The sequence below is a fragment of the Peribacillus sp. NPDC101480 genome (assembly GCF_050277335.1).
In the GTDB taxonomy this organism is placed as follows: domain Bacteria; phylum Bacillota; class Bacilli; order Bacillales; family DSM-1321; genus Peribacillus.
On sequence record NZ_JBNNSB010000001.1, the window covers coordinates 69,998 to 86,044 of the forward strand.

16 protein-coding genes are annotated in these 16,047 nt (G+C 40.7%); 14 read left to right on the top strand and 2 right to left on the bottom strand.

Going from position 1 to position 16,047, the window contains the following annotated elements; translation table 11 throughout:
• The first annotated feature begins 313 nt into the window (after nucleotides 1-313).
• The 10 genes from ACQKMF_RS00470 to ACQKMF_RS00515 all read left to right on the top strand — a co-directional run bounded on the left by ACQKMF_RS00470 (nucleotide 314) and on the right by ACQKMF_RS00515 (nucleotide 9,669).
• Nucleotides 314-1,837, top strand: a complete 1,524-nt coding sequence (locus ACQKMF_RS00470; protein ID WP_402940174.1) for a spore germination protein — start codon at nucleotides 314-316, stop codon at nucleotides 1,835-1,837.
• A gap of 53 nt (nucleotides 1,838-1,890) precedes the next feature.
• Nucleotides 1,891-3,078: a Ger(x)C family spore germination protein gene (locus ACQKMF_RS00475; protein ID WP_427571303.1), complete on the top strand. Its 1,188-nt coding sequence runs from the start codon at nucleotides 1,891-1,893 to the stop codon at nucleotides 3,076-3,078.
• Nucleotides 3,075-3,296, top strand: coding sequence for a hypothetical protein (locus ACQKMF_RS00480; protein WP_402939928.1), 222 nt, complete (start codon nucleotides 3,075-3,077; stop codon nucleotides 3,294-3,296). The genes ACQKMF_RS00475 and ACQKMF_RS00480 overlap by 4 nt, the downstream gene beginning before the upstream one ends.
• 51 nt (nucleotides 3,297-3,347) lie before the next feature.
• Nucleotides 3,348-4,457: a GerAB/ArcD/ProY family transporter gene (locus ACQKMF_RS00485; RefSeq protein WP_427571305.1), complete on the top strand. Its 1,110-nt coding sequence runs from the start codon at nucleotides 3,348-3,350 to the stop codon at nucleotides 4,455-4,457.
• A 100-nt stretch (nucleotides 4,458-4,557) separates the two neighbouring features.
• A complete protein-coding gene (locus ACQKMF_RS00490) occupies nucleotides 4,558-5,670 on the top strand; it encodes a GerAB/ArcD/ProY family transporter (RefSeq protein ID WP_402939922.1) in 1,113 nt (370 codons plus the stop codon).
• 462 nt (nucleotides 5,671-6,132) lie between these two features.
• Nucleotides 6,133-6,840, top strand: coding sequence for an extracellular solute-binding protein (locus ACQKMF_RS00495; protein ID WP_402940171.1), 708 nt, complete (start codon nucleotides 6,133-6,135; stop codon nucleotides 6,838-6,840).
• 21 nt (nucleotides 6,841-6,861) lie between these two features.
• The gene (locus ACQKMF_RS00500) at nucleotides 6,862-7,332 is read left to right on the top strand and encodes a COG4315 family predicted lipoprotein (RefSeq protein ID WP_402939919.1); all 471 of its coding nucleotides are present in this window, start codon (nucleotides 6,862-6,864) and stop codon (nucleotides 7,330-7,332) included.
• A gap of 77 nt (nucleotides 7,333-7,409) precedes the next feature.
• Nucleotides 7,410-7,964: an RNA polymerase sigma factor gene (locus ACQKMF_RS00505; RefSeq protein ID WP_101223393.1), complete on the top strand. Its 555-nt coding sequence runs from the start codon at nucleotides 7,410-7,412 to the stop codon at nucleotides 7,962-7,964.
• Entirely contained in the window at nucleotides 7,965-8,687 is a 723-nt protein-coding gene (locus ACQKMF_RS00510; RefSeq protein ID WP_402939916.1) for an anti-sigma factor domain-containing protein, read from the top strand.
• Nucleotides 8,688-8,973: 286 nt separating this feature from the next.
• On the top strand, nucleotides 8,974-9,669 hold the full coding sequence (locus ACQKMF_RS00515; RefSeq protein WP_427571308.1) for a YjjG family noncanonical pyrimidine nucleotidase: 696 nt from the start codon (nucleotides 8,974-8,976) through the stop codon (nucleotides 9,667-9,669).
• Between the two features lie 90 nt (nucleotides 9,670-9,759).
• Here ACQKMF_RS00515 and ACQKMF_RS00520 read toward each other — a convergent pair whose 3' ends face one another.
• Nucleotides 9,760-11,058 (bottom strand): MFS transporter, encoded by a 1,299-nt coding sequence (locus ACQKMF_RS00520; protein ID WP_402939911.1) that lies wholly within the window; start codon nucleotides 11,056-11,058, stop codon nucleotides 9,760-9,762.
• Between the two features lie 430 nt (nucleotides 11,059-11,488).
• On the opposite strand from ACQKMF_RS00520, the gene ACQKMF_RS00525 reads away from it, so the two are divergent.
• From ACQKMF_RS00525 to ACQKMF_RS00535, 3 genes are all read left to right on the top strand, one after another.
• Nucleotides 11,489-11,668: an IDEAL domain-containing protein gene (locus tag ACQKMF_RS00525; protein ID WP_137019900.1), complete on the top strand. Its 180-nt coding sequence runs from the start codon at nucleotides 11,489-11,491 to the stop codon at nucleotides 11,666-11,668.
• 286 nt (nucleotides 11,669-11,954) lie between these two features.
• Entirely contained in the window at nucleotides 11,955-12,083 is a 129-nt protein-coding gene (locus tag ACQKMF_RS00530) for a hypothetical protein (RefSeq protein ID WP_260359184.1), read from the top strand.
• 177 nt (nucleotides 12,084-12,260) lie between these two features.
• Nucleotides 12,261-12,581: an antibiotic biosynthesis monooxygenase family protein gene (locus ACQKMF_RS00535; protein WP_427571311.1), complete on the top strand. Its 321-nt coding sequence runs from the start codon at nucleotides 12,261-12,263 to the stop codon at nucleotides 12,579-12,581.
• Between the two features lie 714 nt (nucleotides 12,582-13,295).
• On the opposite strand, the gene ACQKMF_RS00540 is transcribed toward ACQKMF_RS00535, so the two are convergent.
• Complete coding sequence (locus tag ACQKMF_RS00540) at nucleotides 13,296-14,699, bottom strand: sigma-54 interaction domain-containing protein (protein WP_230178038.1); 1,404 nt, start codon at nucleotides 14,697-14,699, stop codon at nucleotides 13,296-13,298.
• Nucleotides 14,700-15,002: 303 nt separating this feature from the next.
• On the opposite strand from ACQKMF_RS00540, the gene speB reads away from it, so the two are divergent.
• On the top strand, nucleotides 15,003-16,001 hold the full coding sequence (speB, locus tag ACQKMF_RS00545; protein ID WP_101223388.1) for an agmatinase: 999 nt from the start codon (nucleotides 15,003-15,005) through the stop codon (nucleotides 15,999-16,001).
• Nucleotides 16,002-16,047 lie beyond the last annotated feature (46 nt).

Sequence of the window (16,047 nt, forward strand, 5' to 3'; positions counted from 1 at the left end):
CTTATTCAAAATACAATACTTAGCCATAGACAGTGTTTTCGACTAATATATAGCCTCGGTTTTTGATATACCCCTTAGTCATTAATTACAAACAGGATATCACAAGAGTTTACGGTTTATTCAAAGCCAACTTATAACATAGCTTTTCCTTGAAAATTAGTTCATGTCGGAAACAGGATTTCCTGTATAAAATACCCTTAATGAAGAAACATAGAAAAATGGAGTTAGAGCGACCTGCAAAAAAATGGGGGTAACCAGCTTGATTCGTAATATAGGCAAATTATTAAAAAATAAGAAAGTAAAAAAATCCCTGATGCAAAATAATTACCTAGATTCCAAGCCTGCAGATGCACTTGATGTGAATTTTAGCCAAAATGTAGAAACACTTCGTTCAGTTTATGATAATTCCTCGGATGTCATGTTCCGCTCGTTCTTACTTTTCGGAAAGACGCGGGCGATGCTTATTTACATTGCGGGACTCTCGGACATCGAGGCAATAGAGCAATATGTGCTATCTCCACTCATGCAGGAGTCATCAAAAGAACCACAACCATTACATGAGTTTATTGAACATAAAATGCCTGTTCCTAAAGTGGTGAAAGTGAATATGTTGGCGGATTGCATTGAATCGATTTCCTCTGGAAACCCGATCCTTCTATATGAAGGGGAAAGTGATGGATTTTCTTTAGGATTGTCCAAATGGGAAAAGCGGGCCATTGAAGAACCTGTGGCAGAGGGGGGAGTTAGGGGGTCGCGAGAGGGATTTATTGAATCTCTAGAGGTAAATACGTCCCAATTGCGACGTATTATTAAAAGTCCTGCCCTTAAAATACAATCGATGAAGATTGGAACCCTTACCAGGACGAATGTTTCAATTGCTTATATTGATGGACTTGCGGATAAAACACTGATTGATGAGATTAAAACTCGGTTGGAACGAATTGAAATAGACGGTATTTTAGAAAGCGAGTACATCGAGGAAATGATCGAGGACAATCCGTTTTCACCTTTTCCTCAGATCATGTCGACAGAACGGCCGGATGTAGCCTGTGCTAGCTTGCTGGAGGGACGGGCTGTCATTCTTGTGGAAGGAACCCCTTTTACTTTAATTGCACCAATATCCTTCTTTTCTTTGATTCAATCACAAGAGGATTATGCTCAACGTTTTATGGCAGGCACTTTTATCCGTTGGTTACGATATTTTTTTATGGGATTATCTCTTTTGCTTCCTTCCCTTTATGTTGCTATTTTGACGTTCCATCATGAGGCGGTCCCGACCGCACTCCTGCTAAGCGTAGCAGCATCCCGGGAATCGGTCCCTTTTCCTGCAATAGTAGAGGCATTGGCTATGGAAATTACGTTTGAAGCACTAAGAGAGGCAGGGGTTCGCTTGCCGAAGCAGGTAGGTTCTGCCGTCAGCATTGTTGGAGCGCTGGTGATTGGTCAAGCTTCCGTACAAGCGGGCTTGGTGTCAGCCCCAATGGTCATTGTGGTTGCAATTACGGGAATTGCTTCTTTTATGATGCCTCGCTATATTGCCGGAATTGCTTTCCGGATGCTGCGTTTCCCGATGATGCTGCTTGCTGGTACTTTAGGACTGCTTGGCATCATGATGGGGATCATCGCCATAGTCATTCACTTATGCAGCTTGCGTTCTTTCGGTGTTCCCTACTTAACGCCACTGGCACCGTTAAAAGGTAAAGAGCTGAAAGATGTGCTGTGGAGAGCTCCTTGGTGGATGATGGATACACGCCCGCATCTAACAGGGGATTCTAATGCATACCGTCAAGCCCCGGAACAGAGTCCAAATCCAAAAAGGGGGAGTGAAGAGGAGTGAATAATGGCTGGAGGCGAAAAAGCATATTAGAGAAAGGAAAGAGGCGTCATTTCATGAAAAGCGTCCTTCTTTTGCTCGTTATTTGTGGAACCACGACTTTTCTAAGCGGTTGTTGGGATCGAATAGAAATCACTGACTTGGCGATTGTCACAGCCGCCGCCATCGATAAGAAGGGTAATGATCAAATCGAACTATCCGTCCAAGTCTTTATTCCAAGTTCAATAACTAGTGGAGGCGGTCAAGGAGGGAGCAGTCAGGGGGGGAGTGGGGCTACGACAATGGTGAGATATGAAAAAGGCGCCAATATTTCAGATGCATTGTCTAAGCTGCAAAGCAAGCTTCCGCGAAAAGTATTTTGGGGACATTGTAAAGTATTTGTATTCGGTGAAAAGTTAGCGAAGGAAGGAATTCAAGAGCAGCTTGATTTTTTGCTGCGCCATCCGCAGCCAAGAGAGAAAGCAAATGTGTATGTCAGCAAAGGGGATGCAAAGCCTATCCTTGAATCTTTGCCACCCCTGGAAAATTATTCAGGGGAAGTGCTGAGAGAACTATCTGATTTACATATTGGGATGCTGGTCACACTGCAGGATTTAGATGAAATGTTAACCGGTAGGCCTCAGGCGGCCGCAATTCCAATCGTTAAAATATTGCCGCCGGGGAAAGGGCAAACGAAATTACAGGGAATTCCTTACATTGTTGGGACAGCCGTGTTCAAAAAAGATAAAATGACTGGGACGATGACTGAAAAGGAAACCAGAGGGCTATTGTGGTTAAGGGATGAGGTGGAATCATACACCGTGACCTTCCAACCCAAAGGGGTGAAAGGGAAAATATCTTTAAGTCCAGTGTCAGCCAAAGTCAAGATCATTCCGCAAATCATCAACGAAAAATGGAAATTACTGGTTAAAATAAATACAGATGGAGCTGTTATACAAAATGGAACGAATTTGAACCTTTCAAATCCAAAGTCTCTAAAAGCTGCAGAACGAGCATATCAAACAGATATTGAAAAACGCATCGAGATGGCCTTTATGCATACTCAGGATAAGAAAGCGGACATTTTAGGATTGGGTAAAGATTTCTATAGGAAATATCCTAAACAGTTTAATAAGGTAGATAACCACTGGGATGAGATATTCGCGAAAATGGAAGTGGAAGTTGATGTTGCGGCCCATATTAGAAGACAGGGCTATATAAACAAACCGGCGGGGTTGTCAGAGAAAGAGGTGAAGGACAAGTGAGATGGGGTGCCTTTTTGTTTACAGCTGCGATTGTAACGCTAATCATTTTGTATGAATGGCCGAAAATGAAACAAAATCCTAAAAAAGATAAAGTGGCATTTCTTACATTGCTCCTCACTGGCTTGGCTATGTCCATGTTCAATCTCCCACAGATGTCAGGACCCACTGAATGGATTGAAGTTCTTTTCAGGCCATTTGGAGAGTTTATGGAAAAGTGAGTCTATCAGTCGGTTGCGTGATTTCAAATTATCACAGAAAGGAGGAAGCAGATGGAGAAAGGGAAAATTTCATCATTACAGATGGCATTCTTGATGTATCCGACGATTGTGGCAACGGCCATTCTCGGGGTTCCAAGCATCACAGCGAAATATGCCAAAACTGATTTATGGCTGTCCCCCATTTTTGCTGCGCTCATAGGGTATCTGACGGTGTATATCGCTTATAAACTGCACCAGCTTTATCCAAAACAAACGGTTTTCCAATTCACTGAAAAGATCATTGGTCGGATTCCGGGTAAAATTCTCGGTTTTTTACTCTTGTTTTTTTATATCCAGAACACGGGGCTACTCGTCAGAGGCTACGCAGATTTTCTTGTCGGCTCTTTTCTGGTACGTACCCCGATTGGTGTGATCATGGCATCGATGGTGCTTCTGTGTGCTTTCATTGTACGTGGGGGAATAGAAGTGTTGGGGAGAGCTGCTGAATTGTTTGTACCTGTTTTCATTTTTCCAATCTGTATCTTAATCATCTTGCTGATTCCTGATCTTGAATTCAAGAATATATTCCCGGTATTGGCGGATGGTATAATCCCTCCAATCAAGGGTGCGATTGTACCGGGTGGATGGTTCAGCGAGTTTTTCCTGATCATTTTTCTTCTTCCTTTTTTGAAGGATATGAAAAAAGGGATGAAATCCGGGATGATGACTGTGTTTGCCGTGATGATGACGTTGATTGTGGTGAATCTTACGGTTCTTTTTATACTCGGGGCAACCACATCCACAAAACTTTACCCACTGATGAGTGTATCTCGATACATCAGTTTTGCCGACTTTTTTGAACATGTAGAGTCCGCCGTCATGGCGGTATGGATTGTAGGGGCGTTTGTGAAAATTTCCGCTTTTTATTATGCATGTGCTTTAGGTACAGCGCAGTGGCTGAATCTCTCCGGCTATCGACCTATTGTATGGCCGGTTGGGATTTTTATTGTCATATTCAGTTTGTGGTCGTTGCCAAGCTCCATGGAAGTCAGTCGTAATGATGTCAACGTCTTTCCGTTACAAGGAATGTTGATGCAAACGATTATTCCTCTGTTATTGTTGGTGATTGCTGTTGTAAGGAAAAGAAATCGTAAAGGAACCGAAACCAGCCGAATGGATTGAAATTCTTTTTTAAGCCGATTGAAGAATTTATGAAAAAGTAAAACTATCAGTGGGCTTTGTGATTTCAAATTTTCATACTATCACGGAAAGGAGGAAGATGATGGAGAAAGGAAAAATTTCATCTTTACAGATGGCATTCATGATGTATCCAACGATTGTGGCAACGGCTGTTCTCGGTGTTCCAAGCATCACAGCGAAATATGCTAAAACTGATTTATGGCTTTCCCCCATTTTGGCGTCTCTCATCGGGTATGCGACGGTGTATATCGCTTATAAACTGCACAAACTTTATCCGAAACAAACGGTTATCCAATTCAGTGAACAGATCATTGGTCGGATTCCGGGGAAAATTCTCGGTTTTTTATTCTTGTTTTTTTATATCCCGATCACAGGGCAAATCCTAAGAAGTTACGGAGAATTCATTGTCGACTCTTTTCTGGTCAAAACCCCGATTAGCGTTATCATGGCATCGATGGTACTCCTTTGTGCCTTTATCGTACGCGGAGGGATAGAAGTGTTGGGGAGAGCTGCCCAATTGTTGGTTCCCGTTTTTATCTTTCCAATCCTAATTTTAATCGTCCTCCTAGGCCCTGATCTTGAGTTTAAGAATATATTCCCGATTTTGGGGAATGGAATTATGCCTCCAATCAAGGGCTCGATTGTACCGGGTGGATGGTTCAGCGAGTTTTTTCTGATGATTTTTCTCCTCCCTTTTTTAACCGATATGAAAAAAGGGATGAAATCCGGGATGATGTCTGTTTTTGCCGTGATGATTACGTTAATTGTGGTGAATCTTATGGTTCTTTTTATACTCGGGGCAACAACATCAACAAAGAATTATCCCGTGATGAATGTATCTCGGTACATCAGTTTGGCCGACTTTTTTGAACATTTGGAGTCCGCCATCATGGCTGTATGGATAGTAGGAGCGTTTGTCAAAATTTCCGTGTTTTATTATGCGTCTGCTTTAGGTACCGCGCAGTGGCTGAATCTCTCCGACTATCGTCCTGTTGTATGGCCGATAGGGATATTGATTGTAGAATTCAGCTTTTGGTCGTATCCTAGCTCTATGGCTGTCAGTCGATATGATGTCATCGCCTTCCCATTTCATGGAATTTTGATGCAAACGATTATTCCTCTGTTATTGTTGGTGATTGCTGTTGTAAGGAAAAGAAAAAGAAAAAGACAGAGAAAGGGAAGCAATTCAAGCTAACCTTTTCTGCCACTTGTTTTAAGAGACTTGAAAGAGTATGTGCATGAAATCTGGTAGAAAGAGCTCTATTTTAATTTTGAAACAAAGGTGATTTGAGCGGGTGTTCGAGACACCTGAGTGGGGAGGATCGCCCGTGGAAAGCAGGGCTCTACATTCCAAAACGTCAAATTTTTATAAGCCAAATAGTAGACAAACTCAATTACTAAGGAGTTTGTCCACAGTCTGCAACCATTCCGTTTTCGAATGGTTTTTTTGTTGAGAGAAAAAGTGAAAAACTAGAAATCATCAGTGTGCTTTGCTGCAAGTTATAAATAATTAACATTTTTTTCAAACCGTTTTGAAGTTTGTCCCGTTATCTATAGTACAAAGGCTTTTTAGAAGGGAGAGAGAAAAGACTTGAAAAAGGTTCTTATTGTCGGGTGGATATCATTGATGCTAGTACTGTTAGGATTTTCATCGGAAATGGGTGCGAAACGGGGGCAAGCTGTCAACGACGTCGTAAAAGTATATGGACCAGGTGGACCTCTTGGACCAATCAAGGAAGTGGCGGAACAATTCACCAAAGAAACCGGGATAAAAGTTGAAGTAACAGCGGGACCCGAAGAAAAATGGATTGATCAAGCCAAACGGGATGCGGATATCATTTACGGAGGGTCAGAGTATATGCTAACAGATTTTATGCATGATCATCCAGGTATCATTAATGAAAAGAGCCGCACTGAATTGTATACACGGTCAGCTGGCATCCTGGTTAGAAAAGGAAACCCAAAGAATATACAATCCCTGGAGGATTTATCGAAGAAGGGCGTAAAGATTGTGGATGTTAATGGAGCCGGGCAACTGGGGCTATGGGAAGATTTGGCTGGAAGGAAAGGATTGATTCCTGGAATTACCAGGAATATTGACATTTCAGTGAAGTCCAGTGCCGAAGCTATCGATCTATGGAAGGCAAATTCAAAATTGGACGCTTGGATCACATATGAATCCTGGCATTACCGTCTTGCGGATGTGACGGACCTGGTTCAGCTCCCTGAGGAAGACAAGCTCTATAGAGGAACCCCGATAAGCATAACGAGTAAGAGTGAAAACAAGAAAAAGGCAAAACAATTCATTGATTATCTTAAAACGGAAGAATCCCATCAAGTATTTCAAAAATGGGGATGGAAGTAAATTGACGAGGAGTGAGAGTATATGAAAAAGTGGATGGTATTTTCAGTTTTTATGATGGTTCTAGCTTTGGCGGCATGTGGAAATGAAGCTAATGATTCATCCCAAAATGATCAAGTGGTTAGTGGTACTGCCGATGAAAAAGCAGAAACCCTAAAACTAATGGAAAGTGAAACAACAGGCGAATACTTGGCTGATTCGAGGGGAATGTCACTTTACTTTTTCAAGAATGATAAATCAGGAAAAAGCAATTGCATCGGTGATTGTCTGAAAAAATGGCCACCGTTCATGGAAAGGGATTTTGCTGTTCCAAAAGGATTTGAGGAAAAAGACTTTGGAACCATTGAAAGGGAAGATACAGGGGAAGAGCAGGTAACGTACAAAGGTTTTCCGCTCTACTATTTTGTGAATGATAAGGCAGCGGGAGATGTCAATGGCGAAGGAGTGAAAAATGTTTGGTATATTGTAAATAACAAGACGGTTTTTCCAAAATAAGAAAAAGGGACGATCATTGATGGTCGTTCCTGTTACACGTTTTTTCCAAATTTACTGGTGAGGAGTTGCAGGTGCGATTGAAAGAAAAACTTGATAAGGAATTGATGGCATTAGTAATGAAAAAGCATCGTCCTGCTCTGGAAGAACTTTATGACAGGCATATTAAATTAATCTATGGTTTTATTTTTAAGTTCACAAATGGAAATCCTGATAAAACCAAAGAGATTGTGCAGTTGGTCTTTTTAAAGCTCTGGACCACAAAAAGCAGCTACAATTCCGAAAAGGGGCACTTTGTAAGCTGGCTTTTGACCGTTACACGAAATGTGTGTGTGGATTATGTCCGTAAAGACAGCGTTCATATTCGGAATAATAAACACATGGACATGAGTCGTCCAATTGACATAGAAGATCCGAATAATGATATAGAAAATGGGCTATTACACAGTGAAATTGCCAATGCAAAAAGTAAGTTAAGCAAGCCGCAAAAAAGACTGATTGATTTACTGTATTGGAAAGGGTACTCGTTAACCGAAATTGCCAAAATTGAAAATGAACCGATTGGTACCATCAAGAGCAGACTTCACCAGTCGCTTAAATTATTGAAAAAGCATTTGGAAGTAGGTGGTTTGTAAATGAATACAGAGTGCGCTAACCTGCTTTCATTTTTATCGGGTGAACTGGGTGAAAAAGAAAAAAAAGCATTCGCGGAACACTTAACACAATGCTCTGAATGCACTAGGGAGTATGAACAAATGACGGAAGCCTGGAAGTCATTGAAATGGGATTTCGAAGAAAAAGAACCCTCTTCTTCCCTGAAATCAGAGGTTATGAATTTTGTCTTTGAGACGGATGATGAAGTTCCGGTGAGAAGGGAAAAGAATTGGAGGCGTTTTTTCTTTAAGCAGTTTACACCAGTAACTTCAGGTCTTTTGTTGGCAGCGCTAGTTTTGGCGTTTGTGCTGTTATATTCCAATATTCAACTGAAAAAAGAACTTGCGGCCATCAATCTGCCAATGGAGGTTAAAACGTCGCTATCTTTGCAGCCTGTCGATAAGACGGCTGTAAATATGAATACGGACGGTGCTGCATACATTTTGCAGCAAGGAGAAGAAAGACGGTTAATCGTGCAAATTCAGAATTTGCCTAGCCTTCAAGAGTCCGAGGTGTATCAGGTTTGGTTGCTGAAAGATGGAAAGCGGACTAATGCAGGAACTTTCAAGCCTGATGATGCAGGCACAGGATCATTGACATACAAACTGTCCATTAATGATAAATTCAATCAAATTGGCATCACAAGAGAACCAGACTCAAATAGTACAAAGCCGAGAGGAGAGAAAATAGTTGGCTCTTCATAAAAATAAGAGACTTGCCCGCAAAGGGAAGTCTCTTATTTTCTGTTGGTATTTAAAATGATAGCTGTGCGTCATAGAATAAACGCCATGGTCATGACAGAGTAAATATGATAACAGTTTGCCATTAGGAGTCATCCTCCATAAAGAACCATACAAAAAAGGATAGCCTTTGAAGCTGTCCTTTTTGTAGTTTTCCAAGCTTGCAGTATTTATTTAGCATGTATCTAATAAGTTATACGTAATTAAAGGAAATGTGTTAAGTTGGACTAAAATGATAATGGAGGCAGCGATGAAATACGAGATTATCTTATTTGATGTTGATGATACATTGCTAGACTTTGGAATATCGGAAAAAAATGCACTGCATGAAGCTTTCTTAGAGTTCGGTTTGCCTACAGGGGCGGAGGATTATGCGGGATGCTATCAAGAAATCAGTGAGGTATTATGGAGAGATTTGGAACAGGGGCTTATAGATTTAACAAATCTGGGAAAGGAAAGGTTCAAGCGGTTGTTCCTGAAGCATGGGCTTGATATTGATGCGGATGCATTCAGCCGTAGGTACCTAGAACATTTGGGAAAGGAAATACATCTTCTGCCCGGGGCTTTGGAGGTTTGCGAGAAGCTTGGAGGATGCCGGCTGGCCATTATAACTAATGGCTTCACGACAGTGCAGACAGCAAGAATCGATGGGTCACCCCTTTGCAATACCTTTGAAACTTTAATAGTTTCCCAAGAGGCTGGGTTTCAGAAGCCTGATAGAGGGATTTTTGATTATGCATTTACGAAGTTAAAGATTACAGATAAATCGAAAGCGTTGATAGTGGGCGACTCCTTGACATCAGATATACAGGGCGGCTTGAATTATGGAATGGATACATGCTGGTACAATCCCCATCAAAAGGATAATAATCTGGGAATCAGCCCCACCTATGAAATCCGGACGTTGACCAATCTTTTGGAGATTGTGGGAATTAAGGAAGTTTAGACAGGCATGTGCTTTCTAAAAAACAGAGGCCGGTTGTCCAAGTGAAAGGACGTGCAGCCTCTGTTATTACTTATGCCTGGGATTTTAGAATCAGTTCAAATCCAGCTCTTGTGGATTGAGTGTTTGATCACTTTTGATCCTTCTGCTGAAATGCGGTGATAATATACAAAGCGCCAGGGAAATTGCGAGACCTGCCATCATGAATCCGCCAAATACCAGAGGGGATGGGCCATATGATTCCGCCATCGTGGTCCAGATCAGCGGGCCGAAACCTGCAATGGCTGCCGCGACCTGATAACCGACAGATAATCCAGTATAACGCACCTTGGCTGGAAAGAGCTCCGAGAATAACGTCCCTTGTGTAGAAAAAATGGCTCCCCAGATGACACCGAGTACAACTGCCTGCATAAAGTAGAACCAGCCGGCTCCTTGCCCGATCATTGTGAAATATGGGATGGCCAAGATGAAAAGGAGAATCAGGCCCCCAAAATAGATGATTTTTCGGTTGATAAAATCAGAAATGTAACCAATGACAGGAATGGTTACTAGCATTGTAGCGCAGCCAATCGTTAAACCGGTCAAGGCTGAATCTTGGGAATAACCAAAATACAGTGTAGTAAAGACGAGAACATAGGACATGATGAATACATTGAAGAACCCATCCCCAATTTTTAGTCCGATCACTTGCAGCACACTTCTCCAATCGTGTTTCAACGTTTCAATAATGGGAACTTTCGCAAGATCGCCGCTATCTTTCTGTTGTTGGAATTCCGGCGTTTCTTCAATGCCACTCCTTACCCAGATTGCCAATGCAATCAGTACACCGCTTAAAAGGAATGGAATCCGCCAACCCCAAGATAAAAATTGGGCATCGGTTGTCAAGGAACTGATAAGGGTCAGGCTGAACGAACCGGCAACCAAACCGATGGGGACCCCTAATTGGGGAATTGATCCATATAACCCACGGACACCCTTTGGAGCAGATTCCGTTGCCAATAGGATGGCTCCGCCCCATTCACCTCCCAAGGAAATCCCTTGAATCAATCTCAGCACCACCAAGATGGCGGGGGCTGCCAACCCAACCTGGGCATAAGTGGGCAGAACACCGATAAGCATTGAACTCCCTCCCATACCAATAAGGGTGAACATGAGTGCTGCCTTCCGTCCGATGCGATCACCCATATGACCGAATAGGATACTCCCGATTGGACGGGCTGCGTAACCAGCCCCGAAAGTGACAAAGGCGAGAAGAAGTGAAATGGCAGGGTCATGATTGGGGAAGAATAGAGTTGTAAAAACCAGGCCAGTAGCTGTCCCGTATAAATAGAAATCATACCACTCAATAACGGAACCGGCTAAACTTGCGAAAAGAACTCGACTTTTTTTCATGATAAATGCTCCTTTAATGCTAAGTTTTTCATCAAAATTGTTTTCAACAATAATAAAGCCGAAAAGAACAAAAATGATGGTTAATGAATATAAGTAAAAAACTGGATTATTTAGATTATTTTAGAGGGCTTATCCATACTGGTCAATATATTTCTGACTTTTCTGAAAAAATGAAGCGAATAACTTAGCTCCAATCACCTGTTATGGAATATAATTAATTCTAAAGTAATGGAAATAAACGATTCGATATTCCCGGATAAAATGAAAAGTTTTAAATTCAAATCATTTAGTATTTTTTATGTATGGAAGAGTGGCAAAGTGGAAATCATGTGGATAAGGAAATAAAAAAGAGGAAAGGAGAAGTTAATAAATAATAATAATCTCCAAGTTATTTAGTATAATAGAAAAAAGGTTAAGGAGTTGGTTTCGTATGGAGAAGCAATTGCCAGGAACATCGCTTGAACCTGAAGAGATGGCTGAAATGGTTTTGAAAAAGGCCCTTAGTGATTACCGGAAAGCACAAATCGAAAAAGAAATCGATCACTCATTAAGAAATCGTGATAAGGAAGAGTTCCTGCGATTAACTGAAATATTGAAGGGCATTTCATGAAATTTTATACACTGTGAACAAGACAAGTAGTAATTGATTAAGAAAGTGCACCTAAAAAGCCAGCATAGTTTAAAAATATAAATATGTAGCTTTATATAACTGGAACATTCTAATTAAATAGCAATCTTTAGTATTATAATATTTTACATTGTAAGCGCTTTCTTGTATAATCAAATAAAGAAAACAATGGAGAGAAGTTATGGATTTCGGCAAATGGCAGAATTCACTGGTATTAGTGCCCTGAAAAGGTTTAAGCACCGGGATAAAAACTAAAGGGGGAAAAGTTATGAAAAAGAATGGAGTGTCGTTAGTTGAATTTGTTCAGGAGGATCGTTTCGAACTCAGCTCCTACATTACTTCTTTATTTAATAAACTGAATGACTATGTTCCCAAAAGTCTTAAAGATAAAAGGTGAATGACAATAAAAGATGGATCAGGAAGATATGCCATAACTTCCTGATCCATTTTTTATTTTGTTTTTGGATTTGTAGTTTTAAGTAGTGCTCTTAAGTCAAAGTCTCAATAATTGACAATGAGAATCGTTATCGAATAAAATGATTCATTATAAGTATATCGATTGGAGTTGTTCAGATTGTTCGTCCAGTTGAGAAAAATGGTGGTAAAAGAAGGTAATGCCGAACAAGTAGTAAAACGGTTCAGTGGGGAAGGGATCATAGAAAAGCAGGAAGGGTTCATCGATTTAAGTGTAATGGTGAAAAAAGTGCGTCGCGGGGATGAAGAGGTCATCATTATGATCAATTGGGAGTCGGAGGCGCATTGGAAGCAGTGGGAAAAGAGTGAAGCCCATATCGCAGGCCATAAAGCGAACCTGGGGAAACCAAAGCCTGAATATATCGTCAGTTCGGAAGGATCATTATATGAAGTGAAAGCTAGAAAAAAGGCAGTGAAATAACCGACTATAAGCTAGCCTGTTTTAAATTCGATACAATAGAAAAGATATTCCTAAGTTACTGGGTGGAATATCCCATTTCTCAATCATCGTGTTAGCATAAGGATCCCGGAATGGTTACCGTTTACATATAATGGCTTACCTTCACTGAAAATTCAGGCTCCCATTATGGGTGCCTCTTTTTTTTATTCAATTCAAAATAGGATATATGTAATTCCAATTCTGTTGATATAGTAAAATATCTTTTATTTTCATTAAAATGGAGACAATCATGGAAATGTGAAGAAAAGGGAGCAGGAAGTAACAGGTGCAACCGTAGCAAAGGGAATAATGAGCTACTGGATCAACCGGTACAACAGGTGAAGTGGGGGCAATCGGTTTACGCTTCCAAGAAACCAAAATTCAGGTCATTCACAGTGAATGGAACCAACACTGTGTTTACCGTTGTGACTGATCGCTAACAGTTGGTAAGGGGCTTCACTGACGATCATCCGTTTGAATTAATGTGAGATGTAACTTTAATAATTTGGAAACGTGATATTTTAAATCCCATTCAACTTGAATGTGGATTTTTTTGAGGGGCTTTTTATTGGTATTATGGTCGATAATCTTCATAGTTTCACTTCGAATTGCTGTCATAAAACGCTTCAAAATGCACCCTTAGCTTTAATTAGCTAAGGGCCATTCATGGTTTACAGGGATTTTAGTAAGATGCATTTACAAATACTCTTTGTATTTCTTTAATTTATAGATGACTGTTGGCTGGCTGATGCCTAAATGTTCTGCCATTTCGTATGTGGTTTTACATTGTTTCCATGCTTTTGCAATCAGTTGCATTTCAACCTTTTCCAGTGTCTTCTTTAAATCGAAATTCTCTTCACATTCCTGTTCGATTGCCAGGAAGGTGGAATCTTCAGGCTGTTCTATTTGCCCTGTGATGGATTGGGGAAGGTGTTCGGGAAATATAATGGGCTCTTCGATGGTCAGGATTAGCCGTTCAATTAAGTTTTCTAATTCCCGTATATTTCCGGGCCAATGATAATGAGTCAAAATTTCATAAGTCGATGGATGGATTTTTTTGAATTTCTGGTATTTATCATTGGTTTTCTGTAAGTAATGCTGAATTAAGAGAGGGATATCTTCTTTACGTTCATGTAATGCCGGTATTTGGATGGGAATAACATTCAAACGATAAAATAGGTCCAATCTGAACTTACCTTGACTTACCATCTCCTTCAAATCTTGATTAGTTGCTGCAACCAGGCGGAAGTTAATATGGTTTTCTTTTTTTCCGCCGATGCGCTTTATCTTTTTTTCCTGTAATACTTTCAGTAATTTAGCTTGCATGGCAAGTGGGAGTTCCCCGATTTCATCTAAGAAAAGCGTCCCGCTGTCAGCCTGCTCAATCAGGCCTTGCCTCCCTTGTTTATTTGCCCCTGTAAATGATCCCGGCTCATAGCCGAATATTTCTGATTCAAACAAACTTTCAGGTATCGTGCTGCAATTCACTTCGATAAAAGGCTCTTTCTTTCGGTTGCTTTGGTCATGAACAGCACGGGCAAAAGTGCTTTTCCCTACACCGGAAGGTCCTAATAAGAGAATCGTGGCATCGGTTTTTGAAACATTATGGATCGTTTTTAAAATATGCTTCGTTTCATTACTTCTGGCAATCAAATAATGGTAATCCAGTTCCTTTTCTCTTAAATCCTCGACTTCCGTTTGATAGCCTTTTATTTTTCGTTGTAATTGCTCAAATTGATCCTGCAATTGCAAAATCTCGGTTTGATCCTGACCATAGCTGATTACCCTAACGAGAAGTCCTTCCTTATTAAAAATGGGATAGCCAGTCGACATGACAACATGACCCGTTTTCGTTTCTTGCATTATGCGCTTCGCTTTCTTTTCTTTTAAAACGATCGCATTGATGGAAGGCGTGAGAAGGCCTTCACTTTCTAATTGATAGACGGAGGTACCGATATAAGAGTCACTTTTCATACCATAAATCTCCCAAAGCTTTGGGTTGGAATATAAAATGATCCCATCTTGATCGGTAATGAGAATGTTATTATTCGATGTTTCAATAATCTTATTTAGTTCTTCCTCCAGCATATCATCGTACATAAGTTCCGCTCCTTTGGGTTTTGGGATGCTGTTTAATTAAAATATAAATCAAAAAGTCTAAATAATCAAAAAATAAATCAAAAAACAAGAAAATGATTAAGTTTTTAATCAGTTGAATGAAACAAAATGACGAAAAGCCCTATATTCCACAGCAAAATAGTTGGCCTGAATCTTGCTTATGTAATAGATAGAAATAGAATTTCCATAGCCATTCTATTAGAAAAGATGAAAGTTTGTAGGGCAGCTGCAATTGCAGTGGTGTGAAAAAAATTATGGCAGAATTAGAATTTAGGAGGATGTTACATGATGAAGTATCAACCGAAAGACTCATTCAAATCACCCCGTTTTTGTGGAGTGCGTACGTTTATGCGGCTCCCATTTGTTGAACGGGTAGATGAACATATGGATTTTGTCATTACGGGGATTCCTTTTGATTCCGGGCAATCATTTAGAACGGGTGCGAGATTCGGACCGGAGGCCATTCGCGATTTTTCAATCCTTTTACGTCCTTATAATCCAGAACAAGATATTAATATTTTTGACTATATATCAGGAATAGATTATGGGGATATCCCGATCATTCCGGGGTATATTTCTGAAACATATAAAAAAATCGAAGCAGAGCTTACCCCCGTCATTGAAAAAGGGATCATTCCCATTTCATTGGGAGGCGATCATTCCATTACACTAGGGGAGTTACGTGCGATCGTAAAAAAACATGGACCTGTTGCCCTGCTTCAATTCGATGCTCACTCTGATACCTGGGATAGTTATTTTGATCAAAAGTATAATCACGGAACCGTTTTTCGCCGTGCAATAGAAGAGGGGCTCATCGATGTATCGCGATCTCTTCAAATTGGTATGAGGGGCGGTCTGTACGGACCGGAAGATCTTCAAGATGCCCGGGATTTAGGTTTGGGCGTTTATACGACAAACGATTATAAACGTCTCGGGGTTGAAAAGATGCTGGGGGTCATTCATGAGCGTGTTGCGAATGGTCCGGTGTTTTTATCTTTTGACATTGATTTTTTAGATCCGGTCTATGCTCCGGGAACGGGGACCCCTGAAGTGTCCGGTGCCAGCATTGATGATGCCTTGGCTTTGGTGAGGGGCTTGACGAATATAGATTTTGTTGGATTCGACCTTGTTGAGGTTTTACCATCATACGATCACGGACAAATCACGGCTGCCGCAGCCGCTAATATTGTCTATGAATTCATCACACTCATCGCTCTTGCAAAAAAAGGGAAACTGGAGAAAAAAGAGAGAGTCGGAGATTTGGAGACCCAGCTTAACAATTAGTTCCTTCATCTAACTGTAAAGAAGGAAGGAATCGTTGAAGTCCTTT